Raw genomic sequence first — 16,582 nt, 5'->3', positions numbered from 1 at the left:
CGATTCCCTCGTTGCAGGCGCTGCCGCTGCCCGACGCCTCAGGCCGCGTGCTCGAGCATGCCGATCTCGCGCGTGGCCACCGACAGCATCGACAGCCCGGTGGCACCGGCGGCGCGTTGGTCCGCCAGCATGCGGCCGAAGCGTTCCAGCGGTGCATGACGGGCCTGGCGCCAGCGCTCGATCAGGCCGTCGGCGCCTTCCTCGCGCGCGCTGGGGCCGGCCTGCTGCAGCACGCTGACGGTCAGCGCGCGCTTGAGGCGGTCCAGATCGTCGAGCGTGGTGGTGCGGGCCAGCAGATCCCAGTGCGTATCCGCGGGCAGCGCCTGTGCGCGTTCGCGCAGCCAGCCGAAGCTCAGATGCCGGTCCAGCGCGAAATACACGTCGGCGACCTGCGCCAGGCTGCGCTCGCAGCCCGAGGCCACCTCGGCGATATCGAGCGCGGCGACCGCGATATCGCCGGCGGCGACCTGCAGGGCCAGCGCGTCGTCGATGCCGAGCGCGGTCAGCGCCTCGCGCCGCTGGGTCAGCGCGGCGGCCTCGTGCTCGGCCAGCAGCGTCGGCAGCCGCGGCGTCAGCCAGACCGCGGCGGCGGCGTAGTCGGGACGCGTGCCCGCCGCCGCACCGTTGGTCGGGCGGCGCCGCAGCAGCCATAGCGTCGCGCCTTCGAGCAAGCGCGCGAGGCCGGCGAACATGCCGGCCTGCACCTCGTCGGCGACGCGGTTGTCGAGCGCATCGATGGCCTGCCACAGCCCCGTCAGCCCGAACACATCGCGGGCGGTCAGGCAGGCGCGCACGATATCGGCAGGCCGCGCGTCGGTCTCCTCCATCATCCGATGCACGAAGGTCGGGCCGACGCGGTTGACCAGCGTGTTGGTCAGATAGGTGGCAAGGATCTCGCGCCGCAGCGGGTGCCGCTGCATCGTGTCGGCGTAGCGCACGCGCAGCGGCTGCGGGAAGTAGTCGGACAGCAGGCCGGCCACCGTCGGGTCTTCCGGCACGTCGGAGGCGAGCAGCGCGTCGTACAGCCACATCTTGCTGTACGCAAGCAGCACCGCGCGCTCGGGCGAGGTCAGCCCGAGCCCGGCGGCCTTGCGCTCGACGATCTCCTCGTCGGGCGGCAGGAATTCGAGCGCGCGATTGAGCCGGCCCGCGCGCTCGAGCGCGCGCATCAGCCGGGCCTCGATATCGAGCAGTTCGGCGGCGCGGCGGTTGGCGATCGACAGCGCCTGGGTCTGGTAGTAGTTGTCGTGCAGCACCAGCGCCGCGACTTCGTCGGTCATCTCGGCCAGCAGCTTGTTGCGCTGCTTGTCGGTCATCTCGCCGTCGGCGACCACCAGCCCGAGCAGGATCTTGATGTTGACCTCGTGATCCGAGCAGTCGACGCCGGCCGAATTGTCGATCGCATCGGTATGGATGCGGCCGCCGGCGCGCGCGTATTCGATGCGGCCGAGCTGCGTGAAGCCCAGGTTGCCGCCTTCGCCGACGACCTTGCAGCGCAGGGCCGCGCCATTGACGCGCACGGCGTCGTTGGCGCGGTCGCCGACCTGCTGGTGGGTCTCGTCGGTGGCCTTGACGTAGGTGCCGATGCCGCCGTTGTACAGCAGGTCGACCGGCGCGGTCAGGATTGCCTGGATCAGCTCGGCCGGCGTCAGCGCGGTGGCGTCGATGCCGAGCGCGGCGCGCACCTGCGGCGTCAGCGCGATGGTCTTGGCGCTGCGCGGATGCACGCCGCCGCCGGCCGAGATCTTGCCCGCATCGTAGTCGGCCCAGCTCGAGCGCGGCAGCGCAAACAGCCGGCGCCGCTCTTCCAGGCTGACGGCCGGGTTCGGGTCCGGGTCCAGGAAGATATGGCGGTGGTCGAACGCGGCCATCAGCCGGATATGCGGCGACAGCAGCATGCCGTTGCCGAACACGTCGCCCGACATGTCGCCGATGCCGACGACGGTGAAGTCGGTCGTCTGGATGTCGGTGCCGAGCTCGCGGAAATGCCGCTTGACCGATTCCCAGGCGCCGCGCGCGGTGATCGCCATCTTCTTGTGGTCGTAGCCGACCGAGCCGCCCGAGGCGAAGGCATCGCCGAGCCAGAAGCCGTATTCCCCGGAGATCGCATTGGCATAGTCGGAGAAGCTGGCGGTGCCCTTGTCGGCCGCGACCACGAGATAGGGGTCGTCGTCATCGTGGCGCACCACCTGCGGTGGCGGCACCACCGCGCCGCCGGCGAGGTTGTCGGTGACATCGAGCAGGCCGCGCAGGAAGGTCTGATAGCAGGCCACCCCTTCGGCCATCCACGCATCGCGATCGGTGGGCGAGGGCGGGCGCTTGACGACGAAGCCGCCCTTGGAGCCGACCGGCACGATCACCGTGTTCTTGACCATCTGCGCCTTCATCAGCCCCAGCACCTCGGTGCGGAAGTCCTCGCGCCGATCGGACCAGCGCAGTCCGCCGCGCGCGACGCGGCCGCCGCGCAGATGCACGCCCTCGACGCGCGGCGAGTAGACCCAGATCTCGAACATCGGCCGCGGTTCGGGCAGGCCGGCGATGCGGGCCGGATCGAGCTTGAACGACAGGCACGGGCGGGGCGTGCCGTCGGCGCTCTGGCGGAAGCAATTGGTGCGCGTGGTGGCCTGGATCACGCCGAGGAACTGCCGCAGGATGCGGTCCTCGTCGAGATTGGGCACCTGGTCGAGCGCGGCGCCGATCGCCTCCAGCAACTGCGCGCAGCGCGCCTCACGCGCCGGCTCGGAACCTGGGTCGATGGCCGGATCGAAACGGGCGGCGAACAGCGCCACCAGCAGCGCCGCGATGCGCGGATTGCCGGTCAGCGCGCGCTCGATATAGGCGTCGCTGAAGGTCGAACCGACCTGCCGCAGATACTTGGCGTAGGCGCGCAGGATCGTGACTTCGCGTGCCGGCATCTCGGCCAGCAGCACCAGCCGGTTCAGGTCGTCGTTCTCGATCGCGCCATCCCAGGCGCGCGCGAAGGCGTCCTCGAACAGGTCCTTGGCGCGCGCCATGTCCAGTTCGGCGCCGCCGACCAGTTCGAGGCCGAAGTCATGGATCCACAGCGGCGCGCCCTCGTCGGGCTCGATCCGGTAGGGGCGCTCCTCATGCACGCGCACGCCCAGATGCTCGAGCATCGGCAGGCTGTGCGACAGCGCGATCGGCTCGCCGGCGCGATAGACCTTGAAGCGGAACGCGCGCGGCGGTGCCTCGATCGGCCGGTACAGGTTCATCGACAGGCCGCCGCGCCGGCGCGCCTGTTCCATCAGCTCGATATCGCGCACCGCGGTGCGCGCGGGGTAGTCCTCGCGATAGCCGGCCGGAAAGGAGTCGCCATAGCGGCGCAGCAGCCGATTGCCCTGTTCCTCGCCGGCCTTGTCGAGCAGCGCCACCGCGAGGTCGTCCTGCCAGCGGCGCGTCGCCGCGACGATGCGTTCCTCCAGCGCGCGCGTATCGACCTCCGGCATCGTGCCCGGCTCGCCGCGCACGGTCAGATGAATGCGCGCCAGCGGGGACTCGGACAGCTGCGGCGTGAACTCGCAGCTGGTGCCGCCGAACGCCTGCATCAGCAGCTTCTGGATGCGCTGGCGCAGGTCGGTGTTGTACTTGTCGCGCGGCACGAACACCAGGCAGGAGACGAAGCGGTCGAAGCGGTCGCGCCGCACGAACAGCCGGATGCGTTGATGCTCCTGCAGCCGCAGGATGCCCAGCGCGATCTCGAACAGCTCATCCTCGCTGGCCTGGAACAGTTCGTCGCGAGGATATTGCTCGAGGATCGTGACCAGCGACTTGTACAGATGGCCGCGCTGCAGGAAGCCTGCGCGCGCCAGGATATGGGCGCACTTGCGGCGCACCAGCGGGATCTCGCTGGTCGACACCATGTAGGTCGTCGAGGTGTAGAGCCCGAGAAAGCGCCGTTCGCCGAACAGCTTGCCTTCGGCGTCGAGCAGCTTGATGCCGATGTAGTCCAGATAGCCCGGCCGATGCACGGTCGAGCGCGAGTTGGCCTTGGTCAGGAAGATCGGCGCCTCGCCCTGGATGATGCTGGTGGCGGCGGGCGGCAGCGGCGTCAGCTCTTCGGCCGTGGGCGCACGGCGGCTCTCGCGCAGGATGCCCGCGCCCGAGCCCGCCACGCCGCGCAGCCAGAAGCGGCCATCCTGTTCGACCAGCTGGTAGTCGCGATGGCCCAGGAAGCAGAAGTGGTCGTCGACCATCCATTGCAGCAGCGCGCAGGCTTCGGCCGTATCGCCCTCGTTGCCGCCGGGCAGCCGCTGCAGGTCGGCGATGCTGGCGCGCGCGATGTCCAGCATCTTGGGCCAGTCCTCGACCGCCGCGCGCACATCGCCGAGGATGCGCGTGATGCCGGCTCGCAGCGCTTCCAGCTGGGCCGGTTCGCTGCAGCGATCGACCTCGAAGTGGATGAACGATTCGAGCCGCGATTCGGGGTCGGGCGCCTTGTCGCCGCCGAGCGCGATGCGCGCGATGCCGCCGTCCTGCCCGCGCCAGACGCGGAACACCGGATGGAAGGCCGAATGCAGCGTCAAGCCATGCCGGTTGATCTCCATCGTCACCGAGTCGACCAGGAAGGGCATGTCGTCGTTGACCATCTCGATCACGGTGTGGTCGGAATGCCAGCCGTGCTGCTCGAGATTGGGGTTGTAGACGCGGACCTGCGCGCGGCCCGGCACAAAGCGCTGGGCGGTCTGCCAGTGGGCCATCGCGGCGCCGTAGAGGTCGGCGATATCGCGTTCGGCCAGGTCCTCGGCGTCGGACACGTCGTAGTAGTGCCGCAGCAGCGGTTCGGCGATGGCGAAGGTGGCCTCGGGCAGCCGGGCCCGCGCGAACTCCACCAGGTCGGCCAGTCGTTGTTCGACGCGTTCTTCGCTGTCCGCTTGCATGATCTCTCCTTGGGGAAAGCCGCCGCCGGTCGCATCGGCGCGATGCGCTGCACCGCGTCCGGGCAGGCGAGTGCCGGTGCCTGCTCTTAATGTAGAGCAAAAACACAGAGGTGGCGGGAAAGGGGGGAGCGGAGGGAGGGCGTCAGGCCGGCGCTGCGAGCGGGCTGCGGAGAAGATGGGGGGAAGCCGGCCGGGGACGTCACGTCAGTCGGGGGAGGCCAGCGGAGGAGGTCATCCGGGAGAAGCCAGCGAGGGAGGCCAGCGTGATGCGACGGCGGGAAGACCAACCGTGGGCGGACCGCCGCCGACTGGGGCGGTCCGCCGATCCGTACAGGTACGGAAATTACTCGAGCGTGATCTTCTGCTCCTGCGCGATCTTCTTGCGCAGTTCCAGTTCGCGCTTGATCTGCGCGGCGAACTGCTGCGGCGTGTTGCCGTCCGGATAGGCGCCGCTCTCGGTCAGGCGGCGCTTGGCGGCCGGGTCCTGCAGGGCCTTGACCGCGGCGTCGTGCAGGCGCGCGACGATCGCGGGCGGCGTGCCGGCCGGCGCGACCAGCCCGTACCAGGCCATATTGTTGTTGTCCTTCATGCCTTCCTCGGCGAAGGTCGGCACATCGGGCAGGCCCTCGACGCGCTTGGGCGCCGCCACCGCCAGCGCGCGCAGCTTGCCGGCCTGGATATGCGGCATCGACGACGGCAGGTTGTCGAACTGACCGCTGACCTGGCCGGCCAGCGTGTCGTTCAGCGCCGGACCCGAGCCGCGGTACGGCACGTGGACCATGTCGGTCTTGGTGGTCAGCTTGAACAGCTCGCCGTCCAGATGCGAGATGCTGCCCTTGCCGGCCGACGCGTAGCTGTACTTGCCGGGCTCGGCGCGCAGCAGCGCGATGAATTCCTTCAGGTTCTTGGCCGGCACCTTCGGGTTGACCGTCAGCACGTTCGGCACGTTGACGAGGTTGGTGATCGGCGCGAAGTCCTTCAGCGGGTCGTACGGGTTCTTCGGATTGGTGGCCGGGTTGGTCGCCATCGTGCTGACCGTGGCGATGCCGATCGTGTAGCCGTCGGGGGCCGACTTGGCCAGCGCGTCGGCGCCGATCGCGCCGCCGCCGCCGCCACGGTTCTCCACCACCACGGGCTGGCCCAGCGCGCGGCCCAGCGCATCGGAAACCGCGCGGGCGACGATATCGGTGGTGCCGCCGGCGGCGAACGGAACGATCAGCCGCACCGGCTTGTTGGGATAGGCCTGGGCGTGCGCAACGCCGTGGGTCAGGCCGAATGCGGCCAGGCAGGCTGCCACGCTGGCGGTCAATGCGGATTTCAAGAATGCCTCCATCTGTTGCGTTGGCCGGCGCGTCGCGAAGGGCCAGGGCGCCGGTCGGGGTCGGGCGCGGTTCCGTAGTGCGGAACTTGGTTTCGTAATATGCCCGGACCGGCATTCAACCCGGAAAGGCGCGGCGGGGATATCCGTAACAACCCGTAACAGACGTCGGGTCACAGCCGCACGGAAAGAGGCAAACAGCAGGCAAACAAAAAGGCCGGGCTGCGATGCAGTCCGGCCTTTCGGGAATTCGCTGGTGGGGCGTGAGTGACTCGAACACTCGACCTACGGATTAAGAGTCCGCTGCTCTACCAACTGAGCTAACGCCCCAACGAAGTCCGCTATTCTAGCGTGGACTTTTTGGGTTTGCAAGTACCGAAGCGATCTCGGGGACGCTCGGCTGGGTCGCCGGGACGGCGGTCAACGTCCGCGCGGCTACAATGCCCCGCTGTCCGCGCGGCCCGCCGCCGCGCCGCCGTTCTCCGGAGACCTGGTCCGATGCATGCCCGCGTGTTGCGCTATCTGGATGAAGTGGTCCGCCGCGGTTCGATCCGCAAGGCGGCCGAAGCGCTGCACGTCGCGCCGACCGCCATCAACCGGCAGATCCTCGATCTGGAAGCCGAACTGGGCGCGCCGCTGTTCGAGCGCATCCAGCGCCGGTTGCGGCTGACGCCGCTGGGCGAGATGGTGCTGGCCCACGTGCGGCAGACGCTGCGCGAGCACGACGCGCTGCGCGAGCGCATCGCCGCCTACAACGCGGGGCAGCAGGGCATCGTCACGGTGGCCACCACCGCCGGGTTGGCGGGTTCCCTGTTGCCCGCGCTGGTTCACGACTTTCGCCGCCGCCACCCCGGCATCGCGGTGCGCGTGCTGGATCTCCCGGTGGCCGAGATCGTCGCCGCGCTGGCCGAGGGCGACGCAGAGCTCGGGCTCGGCTACGACCTGGCGCCGACGCCGGCCTTCGTCACGCTGGCGGCCGGCGAATGGCCGATTGGCGCGGTGGTCGCGCCCGGCCATCCGCTGGCCGAGCAATCGCCGGCGCTGCTGGCCGAATGCGTCGGCTATCCGCTGATCCTGCCCGTGGCGACGATGTCGATCCGCGGCCTGCTCGACGATGCCTTCGTCCGCGCGGCGATTCCGGTGCCCGCGGCGGTCGAGGCCGGCTCCACCGTGCTGATGCGCCGGCTCGTGATGCTGGGCGCCGGCATCGCGCTGCTCAATCCGCTCGATGCCATCGAGGAACTGGAGGCGGGCACGCTGGTGTTCGTGCCGTTGCGCGATCCGGCCTTGCCGCTGCAGCGGCTGACGCTGTTCGCGCGGGCGCGCGGCCCGCTGGATTCGGCGGCCTCGCTGATGGCCGAGCGGATCGGGGCCGCGCTGAAGGCGCTGTCCGGCGGCGGCGCGGGACATTAGCGTCGGCGTGGTCGTCAGGTGTGCGCGCGATGTGCACACCGTGGGCGCAAATCGGCGCTATCGCGCGTCCGGCCCCGCGCCGTAGACTGGCGCCCGCTATCTGACCCACCACGGAGACCGGAGACCACAAGATGACGCTGATCCTGACCCACGCCGACGTCCTGGTGACGATGGACGCGAACCGCCGCGAGATCGCCGACGGCGCGCTGGTCGCCGAAGGGCCGGCGATCCAGTGGGTCGGTGCGACCGCCGACCTGCCGGCCGCCTGGCGCGCGCGCATCGACGACGGCAGCGCGCAGGCGCTGGACATGCGCGGCCATGTGGTGCTGCCGGGCCTCGTCAACACGCACCATCACATGTACCAGAGCCTGACGCGCGCGGTGCCGGCCGCGCAGGACGCCGAACTGTTCGGCTGGCTCGGCGAGCTGTACATGCTGTGGGCCAACCTGACGCCGCGCATGATCGCCGCCTCGACCCGCACCGCGATGGCCGAGCTGATGCTGTCGGGCTGCACCACCACCAGCGACCATCTCTATCTGTATCCCAACGGCTCGCGGCTGGACGACGCGATCGAGGCCGCCGCGCAGATGGGCATGCGCTTTCATGCGGCGCGCGGCTCGATGAGCGTGGGACGCAGCAAGGGCGGGCTGCCTCCCGACGCGGTGGTCGAGCAGGAGGAGGCGATCCTGCGCGACAGCCAGCGGCTGATCGAGCAGTACCACGATGCCTCGCGCCACGCGATGCTGCGCGTGGTGCTGGCGCCATGCTCGCCGTTCTCGGTGTCGCGCGAGCTGATGCGGGAGTCGGCGGCGATGGCGCGCCACTATGGCGTCTCGCTGCATACCCATCTGGCCGAGAACGACAACGATGTCGCCTATTCGCTGGAGCGCTTCGGCATGACGCCGGCGCAGTATGCCGAGAACCTGGGCTGGGTCGGCCACGATGTCTGGCACGCGCACTGCGTCAAGCTGGACGCAGACGGCATCGCGCTGTTCGCGCGCACCGGCACCGGCATCGCCCACTGTCCCTGCTCGAACATGCGGCTGGCTTCGGGCATTGCGCCGGTGCGCGCGATGCGCGATGCCGGCGTGCCGGTCGGCCTCGGCGTCGATGGCAGCGCCTCCAACGATGGCGCGCACATGCTGGGCGAGGCGCGTCAGGCCATGCTGCTGCAACGGGTGGGCTATGGACCGGCGGCGATGGGCGCGCGCGAGGCGCTGGAGATCGCCACGCTGGGCGGGGCGCGGGTGCTGAACCGCGACGACATCGGCGCGCTGGCGCCGGGCATGTCGGCGGACTTCGTCGCGTTCGACATGTCGGCGGTCGGCTATGCCGGCGCCGGTCACGATCCGGTCGCCGCGCTGGTGTTCTGCACGCCGGGCACGGTGTCGACCAGCGTGATCAACGGCAGGGTGGTGGTGCGCGACGGCGTGCTGCTGAGCGCGGATCTGCCGGCGGTACTGGCGGAGCATCGCCGCCTGGCGCGGGAGCTGGCCGCGGCGCGGCGTTGAATCGGGTTGAATGTCCCACGCTGCCGTCCGGGATTGCGGTGTGGTTCACCGTCCGGCGGTACCGCCGGACGGTGGCGTCCGGAGCCATCGTCCAGGGCTGCCAATCGCTGCCCGAGGCGGGCCCAAACGGGGCCAAACGATTCGGGCCCAAACAAAAAGGCCGGCGCTGCGAAGCAGCCCGGCCTTTTCTACAATATTCGCTGGTGGGGCGTGAGTGACTCGAACACTCGACCTACGGATTAAGAGTCCGCTGCTCTACCAACTGAGCTAACGCCCCAACGAAGTCCGAGATTCTAGCATTATTTGCAAAGTTGTCAAATCCCGGCACGCTGAAACGCATCGGCGGCCGTGACAAAATTTGCGCTCGCCGATGGAACTCGGAATGGCCGCGGCAGTCTCGGCAGATGACCGATCTTCGCAAAGGACTTTTGTGCGACGTCGGCGGGACCCATGTTAGGATGCCCACTCACTTGCAATGGAGGGCTGTACCGATGGAGATCAAATTCCAGGAGCAAGATCGTTATGACATCAATAACGAGGGCTTGCTGTTTCACGCCATTGTCGACGGCCAGAAGGTGACCTGCGTGGTCACGCGCGAGGCATTGTGGGAAGGGTTCAGCGCCGACCAGGTGCTGTCGCTCGAAGAAGCATTCCGCGCCGGCCGCGATACCATCGAACGCGCCGCTGTCGTGTTGATCGAACAGGGCGTGCCGCAGCCCATCGTGGTCAAGCGCGCGCACGTGGCGCCCGTCTGAGCAGGGGCGCCCGCACCGGGCCGCTACGGTCCGGGCAACAGGGCGCGCTGCGGCTGGACCCAGTCTGGCGCCGGTTTCATACCGGCGTTTTTCATTTCCGCTTCGCGCATTCACGCCGCGCTTGTTTCCGCCGCGTTCATTCCCCCCGCGCTTGTTTCCGCTTCACGGCTTCGATCTCACCAGCCGCCGCTTCCGGCCCGGCCACGCCGTCCGCTGCGTCCGCTGCGTCCGCCTTCGTCACCTGTGCGGCCCGCACCGGTTGACCCGGAATTCCCGGGGCCGCCGCCTCATGCGGACACTCCTCGAACACCCGCACGGTACACGTGGCGCAGATCTTCGGATCCAGCGTGGGCACGATGCTGTGCAGGGCGTGCCGCTTGGTGGCGAAGATATGGTCGTCGCCCAGCTTGGTGATGAAGCCCGTCTGCGCCCAGGTCTGCAGCACCTGCGTGCGCGGGCGGTGGAAATAGAGATCGCCGCCCAGCGCGCGGCGCTCGGCCAGCTCCGCCTCCCACATTTCCGCGCCGGCCAGGTCGATGAAGTTCATGCTCTTGGTCATCGCCAGCAGCCGCGTCTGCGTCGGCATCTGCGCGCGCGCCTCGTGCAGCCTGTCGGTGACGTACTGCACGGCGCCGAAGAAGATCGCGCCCTCCATCCGGATCAGCTTCAGCTGCGGACATTCGGGCTGCGGGCGGCGTAGTTCGTCCAGCGGCGTGAAGCGGCGGTCGGGATCGTCGGCGTCGGGCACCAGCGTCCGCACCGCCGGGCGCGAGGTGCGATATAGATAAGCGACCAGCGACAGCACCGTACCCAGCAGCACCGCCATTTCGAGCCGGATCACCAGCGTGGCGGCGAAGGTGCCGAGCGCGATCGCGAACTCGGTGCGCGAGAGCCGCGCGATGCGGCGCAGGCGCGCGAAATCGAACAGGCCCCAGGCCACCAGCAGCAGCATCGCGGCGATCGCCGCCAGCGGAATCTGCGCCAGCAGCGGCGCGCTGACCGCGACCAGCGCTACCAGCAGCAGGGCGGAGAACACGCTGGCCAGCGGCGTCTGCGCGCCGGCCTCGAAATTCGGCATCGAGCGGTTCAGCGAGCCGCAGGAGATATAGGCCGAGAAGAAGCCGCCGGCGATGTTCGACAGCCCCTGTCCGATGAACTCCCGATTGGCGTCGATGTGCTGGCCCGACCGCAGCGCGACCGCCTTGGCGATCGAGATCGATTGCCCGAGCGCGACGATGGTCAGCGCCGACGCGATGCCCAGCAGATCGGACAGCCGGTCCCAAGGGATATCGGGAATGCGGAAGGGCGGCACCGCGGCCGGGATCGGACCGACCACGTCGACATGATGCGCGCCGCTCCAGCCGCTGCGGTTCAGCAGCCAGGCGCACAGGAAACCGGCCAGCAGCCCGAGCAGCATGAACGGCAGCCGGCGCGCGACCCGCTTGACCGCCAGCGTGACGGCCAGCGTCACCGCGCCCACCGCCGCCGCGCTCCAGTTGATGGTGGCGGCATGCTCGAACAGGTGGCGCACGACCCCGAAGGCGCTGGTGCCGGTCGGCACCTGCAGCCCGAACAGGTCCTTCAGCGCATACAGCGCGATCAGCGAGGCCGCGCCGCAGGTAAATCCGAGCAGCACCGACGGCGAGATGAAATTGGCCAGCGAGCCGAGCCGCAGCGTACCGACCGCAAGCTGCAGCACGCCGACCAGGATCGTGACGACCAGCGCCAGGTTGATGTACTCGGGGCTGCCGGCGAAGGCGATCGGGCTGAGCATCGCGAACAGCGCCAGCGAATTCGCATTGGTGGGGCCGGACATCACGTGCCAGCTGGAACCGAACAGCGCGGCCACGATGCAGGGCACCACCGCCGCGTAGATGCCGTATTGCGGCGGCAGCCCGGCCAGCGTGGCGAACGCCACGCCCTGCGGCAGCACCAGCACCGCGCCGAGCAGGCCGGCCAGCAGATCGGCGCGCAGCGTCGTCGCGCTGACGCGATGGCGCCAGGCCGGCAGCAGCCGTTGCCAGCCGCGGGCGGAGCGGCTCACCGCCGGCGCGGTCACCGGGCGGTCGCGGGAACGGCGTCCCGCGGCAGGTCGGTGGCGCCGGCGAGGGTCGTCAGGCGGGCGGGGAGAAAGACGAAGGAAGGGAACGGTTGCACGGCTTGCATGGCGGGCCCGAGGGGCTGCGCGCCGGCTCGTGGTCCGGCGCGTCGATGGTGTCTCTGCCCCGCATGATAAGCGATGCCACCGTCATTCGAAAAACATCGCCCCGGGGTGCGAGGTGTCCGGGGCGATGTCTGCGGGGCGTTGTCCCCAGGCCGATGGCGGCCCGATGAAGGGGGATGAAGGCGCATGAAACGGCCGCTGCAGCCATCGCCGCAACGGCCTTCGCGTTCACCCCAGCCGCATCGTGGCGACGACCGGCGTATGGTCCGACGGCTGTTCCCAGGTGCGCGGCGTACGGTCGATCGTGCAGTCGGTGCAGCGCTCGCGCAGCGCCGGCGACAGCAGGATATGGTCGATCCGCAGGCCGGCATTGCGGCGGAAGGCCAGCATGCGGTAGTCCCACCACGAGAAGCTCTTCTCCGGCTGCTCGAACAGCCGGAAGGCGTCGGCAAAGCCCAGTTCCAGCAGCGTCTGGAAGGCGGCGCGCTCCGGCGGCGAGACCAGGTTCTGGCCTTCCCACTTCTTCGGGTCGTGCACGTCGCGATCCTCGGGCGCGATATTGAAGTCGCCCAGCAGCGCGAGCTTCGGATAGCGCTGCAGTTCGTCGCGCAGCCACGCGGTCAGCGCCTCGAGCCAGCGCAGCTTGTAGGCGAACTTGTCGCTGTCGGGCGCCTGGCCGTTGGGGAAATACGCGCAGACCAGGCGCACGTCGCCATAGGTGCCGGCGACCACGCGCTGCTGCGCGTCCTCGAACCCCGGGATATTGCGCACCACGTCGGTGGCGGCCGGCATGGTGGTGTTGCGCGCCAGGATCGCCACGCCGTTATAGGTCTTCTGGCCGACGAAGATGCTGTGGAATCCGGCGCTCTCCAGTTCCGCCAGCGGGTACTTGTCCTCGGGCAGCTTCAGTTCCTGCAGGCACAGCGCGTCGATCGGCGTATCGGCGTTCTCCTGCGCGATCAGCCAGTCGAGCACCTGCGGCAGCCGGATCTTCAGCGAGTTGACGTTCCACGAGGCGATCCGCAGCGTGGCCGGCGCGGTGGCGGGCACCGGCGGCGGCAGCGTGCTGCCCGGGGCAGGCACCGCCGCGGCGCCGTCGATGCCGGCCAGCAGGTCGTCGGGCGCGCCGCTCATGCCGCCATCCCGCCGTGGCGCAGCAGCGCATCGATCTGCGGCGGCCGGCCGCGGAACGCCGTGAACGACTCCATCGCCGGACGGCTGCCGCCGACCGACAGGATCTCGCGGTGATAGCGCGCGCCGGTCTCGCTGTCGAGCACGCTGCCGGTCAGCTGCGCCGCTTCCTCGAAGGCGGCGTAGACATCGGCCGACAGCACCTCGGCCCACTTGTAGCTGTAGTAGCCCGCCGCATAGCCGCCGGCGAAGATATGGCTGAAGGTATTGGGCCAGCGCGACAACGGGTACTGCGGCACCACGTGGATGCGGTCGTTGATCTCGCGCGACAGCTCTAGCACCGACTTGTCGCCGTCCGGATCGAAGTCCGTGTGCAGGTGCATGTCGAACGCCGAGAACACGATCTGGCGCAGCGTCATCATGCCGTTCTGGAAATTCTTCGCGGCCAGCATGCGCTCGAACAGCGCGCGCGGCAGCGGCTCGCCTGTGTCGACGTGCCGCGTCATGTCGGCCAGCACCTCGTATTCCCAGCAGAAGTTCTCCATGAACTGCGAGGGCAGCTCGACCGCATCCCATTCGACGCCGTTGATGCCCGACACGCCCAGCTCGCCGACCTGGGTCAGCATATGGTGCAGGCCGTGGCCGAACTCATGGAACAGCGTGATGACCTCGTCGTGCGTAAACAGCGCCGGCTTGTCGCCGACCGGTGCGGAGAAGTTGCAGGTCAGGTAGGCGACCGGCGTCTGCACGCTGCCGTCGCCGCGCTCGCGGCGGCCGCGCGCGTCGTCCATCCACGCGCCGCCGCGCTTGCCTTCGCGCGCGTACAGGTCCAGATAGAACTGCGCGAGCAGCGTGCCGTCCGGGCTGGTGACGCGGTAGAAGCGCACGTCCTTGTGCCAGGTCTGCGCCTCGTCCGGCGCGATGCGCACCGAGAACAGCTTCTGCACGACGCCGAACAGGCCTTCGAGCACCTTGGGCTCGGGGAAGTATTGCTTGACCTCGTGTTCCGAGAAGGCATAGCGCTGCTGGCGCAGTTTCTCGGACGCATAGGCGACGTCCCACGGCGCCAGCTCGGCCAGGCCCAGTTCCTTGCCGGCGAATTCGCGCAGCTCGGCCCAGTCGCGCTCGGCATAGGGGCGGGCCTTGGCGGCGAGTTCGTCGAGGAAGCGCAGCACTTCCGCCGGCGAATCGGCCATCTTGGGCACCAGCGACACCTCGCCGTACGAGCCGTAGCCCAGCATGCGGGCTTCTTCGCGGCGCAGCGCCAGCTGCTCGCGCATATTCGCGGTGTTGTCCCAGTCGGCCTGGCCGGTGCCGTACTGCGGGCTCAGCTCGGAGGCGCGCGTGACGTTGGCCTCGTACAGCGTCTGGCGCAGCGCGCGGTCGTCCGCGTACTGCAGCACCGGGAAATACGAGGGGAAATGCAGCGTGAACTTCCAGCCTTCCTTGCCGTCCTTGGCCGCGGCCTCGCGCGCCGCTTCCAGCGTGTCGGGCGGCAGGCCGGCCAGGCGCGCCGGGTCCTCGATCACCAGCGAGTAGGCGTTGGTCGCGTCCAGCACGTGGTCGGAGAAGGCCTTGCCCAGCTGTGCCTGCTGTTCCTGGATCTCGGCAAAGCGCGGCTTCTGGTCCTCCGGCAGCTCGGCGCCGCCGAGGCGGAAGCCGCGCAGCTCGTTGTCGAGCAGCTGCTTGCGGGCCGGGCTCAGCGCCGCGTATTCGGGGCTGGCGGCCAGCGCCTTGTACTTTTCGTAGAGCGCCAGGTTCTGGCCCAGCGAGGACCAGAACTCGGTCATGCGCGGCAGGTTTTCGGCGTGGGCCTGGCGCAGCGCCGGCGTGTCGGCGACCGAGCTCAGGTGGCCGACCACGCCCCAGGCGCGGCCCAGCGGCTCGGTGGCCTGCTCGAGCGTGTCGACGGTATCGGCCCACGTGGCGGGCCGGGCCGGATCCTCGACCAGCGCGACGGCGCGTTGCGCCGCTTCAAGCAGCACGTCCAGCGCCGGGCCGATATGCTCGGGGCGGATCTCGGCGAAGCGGGGCAGGTCGCTGAAGTCCAGCAGCGGGTTGGCGTTCTTGTCGGCTTGGTCCATGGCTTGTTCGTTCGCGTTGGCGTTGGGGTTGACGGTCGGATATTCCGCAGCTGGGGGCATCTGCGCGGTTTTCCAGCGTGGCTTCGCAGCGAGGGAGGGCGGCGCGTTGTCCGGCGGGTCGTCCAGCGGATCGGCCAGGGGCTTGCCCAGGGGTTTTGCCCAGCCGTTTTGCCCAGTGTACCGGCGCTCGCCTCAGCCTGCCGCGCGCTCGGCCGCCTCCAGCGTATTGACCAGCAGCATGGTGATCGTCATCGGACCGACGCCGCCCGGGACCGGCGTGATATAGCCGGCCACTTCGCGTACCCCGGCGAAGTCCACGTCGCCGCACAGCTTGCCGGCGTCGTCGCGGTTCATGCCGACATCGATCACCACCGCGCCGGGTTTGACCATGTCCGCCGTGATCAGGTTGCGGCGGCCGACCGCGGCGACGATCACGTCCGCCTGGCGGGTATGGGCGCCGAGGTCGCGCGTCTTGCTGTTGCAGATCGTCACGGTGGCGCCGGCTTGCAGCAGCAGCATCGCCATCGGCTTGCCGACGATGTTGGAGGCGCCGACCACCACCGCCTGCGCGCCGCGCAGCGGATACTGGATCGACTCGAGCATCTTCATGCAACCATAGGGGGTGCAGGGGCGGAACAGCGGCGCGCCGGTCATCAGCGCGCCGGCGTTGGCGACGTGGAAGCCGTCGACATCCTTCTCCGGGGCGATCGCCTCCAGCACCTTGTGGCTGTCGATGTGCCTGGGCAGCGGCAACTGCACCAGGATGCCGTGGATCTTCGGATCGCGATTCAGTTCGTCGATGCGGGCCAGCAGGTCGGCCTCGGACAGGTCCGCGGGATAGCGGTCCAGCGACGAGTAGAAACCGTTGTCCTCGCACGCCTTGACCTTGTTGCGGACATAGACCTGGCTGGCCGGGTCCTCGCCGACCAGGACCACGGCGAGCCCGGGCTGGTGACCGCGCTCGGTCAGGCGGGCGGCGCGCAGGGCGGCTTCGGAACGGATTTGCTTGGCAAGGGCGTTGCCGTCGATCAATTGGGCGGGCATGGGCTTGAGGCGCAGGAGCGGCAGAGGTGAAAGACGCGGGTGGAGATGCGACCGGCGTGGTTGCCTGCAGGGCAGGGCGGGAAGGGACGGTGCGCAAAACAGCGATTATAAAGCGTCGGCACCGGTGGCCGGGGGGCGTGCCCGCCGGCGCGCCCCGGCCGTCCCGTCCGGCCAAAGGGCACCGTCAGAGGGCGCCGCAAGAGGGAGCCGTCAGCGGGCGCCGTCAGAGGGCGCCGTCATTGGGATGACGGACGGGACGGCGGA

General features: G+C 69.3%; 9 protein-coding genes and 2 tRNA genes. 3 read left to right on the top strand and 8 right to left on the bottom strand.

Annotated features, from left to right (window positions below; translation table 11 throughout):
• Positions 1-38: 38 nt before the first annotated feature.
• The 3 genes from K7G19_RS07065 to K7G19_RS07055 form a co-directional block, all read right to left on the bottom strand.
• Positions 39-4,898: an NAD-glutamate dehydrogenase gene (locus K7G19_RS07065; protein WP_226106555.1), complete on the bottom strand. Its 4,860-nt coding sequence runs from the start codon at positions 4,896-4,898 to the stop codon at positions 39-41.
• Between the two features lie 343 nt (positions 4,899-5,241).
• Positions 5,242-6,231, bottom strand: a complete 990-nt coding sequence (locus tag K7G19_RS07060) for a Bug family tripartite tricarboxylate transporter substrate binding protein (RefSeq protein WP_370639505.1) — start codon at positions 6,229-6,231, stop codon at positions 5,242-5,244.
• A gap of 239 nt (positions 6,232-6,470) precedes the next feature.
• Positions 6,471-6,546 (bottom strand) — tRNA-Lys (locus K7G19_RS07055).
• Positions 6,547-6,714: 168 nt separating this feature from the next.
• Here K7G19_RS07055 and K7G19_RS07050 point away from each other — a divergent pair.
• A complete protein-coding gene (locus K7G19_RS07050) occupies positions 6,715-7,629 on the top strand; it encodes a LysR family transcriptional regulator (protein WP_226106554.1) in 915 nt (304 codons plus the stop codon).
• A 131-nt stretch (positions 7,630-7,760) separates the two neighbouring features.
• Complete coding sequence (locus tag K7G19_RS07045) at positions 7,761-9,140, top strand: 8-oxoguanine deaminase (protein ID WP_226106553.1); 1,380 nt, start codon at positions 7,761-7,763, stop codon at positions 9,138-9,140.
• Between the two features lie 201 nt (positions 9,141-9,341).
• Here the strand turns inward: K7G19_RS07045 and K7G19_RS07040 are convergent.
• Positions 9,342-9,417 (bottom strand) — tRNA-Lys (locus K7G19_RS07040).
• 214 nt (positions 9,418-9,631) lie between these two features.
• Here K7G19_RS07040 and K7G19_RS07035 point away from each other — a divergent pair.
• Entirely contained in the window at positions 9,632-9,895 is a 264-nt protein-coding gene (locus K7G19_RS07035) for a DUF1488 domain-containing protein (RefSeq protein ID WP_006579010.1), read from the top strand.
• A gap of 136 nt (positions 9,896-10,031) precedes the next feature.
• Here K7G19_RS07035 and K7G19_RS07030 read toward each other — a convergent pair whose 3' ends face one another.
• The 4 genes from K7G19_RS07030 to folD form a co-directional block, all read right to left on the bottom strand.
• Positions 10,032-11,939, bottom strand: coding sequence for a SulP family inorganic anion transporter (locus K7G19_RS07030; RefSeq protein WP_370639504.1), 1,908 nt, complete (start codon positions 11,937-11,939; stop codon positions 10,032-10,034).
• A gap of 348 nt (positions 11,940-12,287) precedes the next feature.
• Positions 12,288-13,085 carry an exodeoxyribonuclease III gene (gene xth, locus K7G19_RS07025; protein ID WP_226107048.1) on the bottom strand — a complete coding sequence of 266 codons (798 nt, stop codon included), beginning with the start codon at positions 13,083-13,085 and terminating at the stop codon, positions 12,288-12,290.
• 104 nt (positions 13,086-13,189) lie between these two features.
• Positions 13,190-15,274 carry a M3 family metallopeptidase gene (locus K7G19_RS07020; protein ID WP_226106552.1) on the bottom strand — a complete coding sequence of 695 codons (2,085 nt, stop codon included), beginning with the start codon at positions 15,272-15,274 and terminating at the stop codon, positions 13,190-13,192.
• A gap of 192 nt (positions 15,275-15,466) precedes the next feature.
• Positions 15,467-16,318 carry a bifunctional methylenetetrahydrofolate dehydrogenase/methenyltetrahydrofolate cyclohydrolase FolD gene (gene folD / locus K7G19_RS07015; protein ID WP_149318916.1) on the bottom strand — a complete coding sequence of 284 codons (852 nt, stop codon included), beginning with the start codon at positions 16,316-16,318 and terminating at the stop codon, positions 15,467-15,469.
• Positions 16,319-16,582: the final 264 nt, after the last annotated feature.

Source organism: Cupriavidus sp. DB3 (genome assembly GCF_020418465.1).
Lineage (GTDB): Bacteria > Pseudomonadota > Gammaproteobacteria > Burkholderiales > Burkholderiaceae > Cupriavidus > Cupriavidus cauae.
Note: the sequence above shows the minus strand (reverse complement) of the source record. Positions and strands in the feature narration are given on the sequence as shown.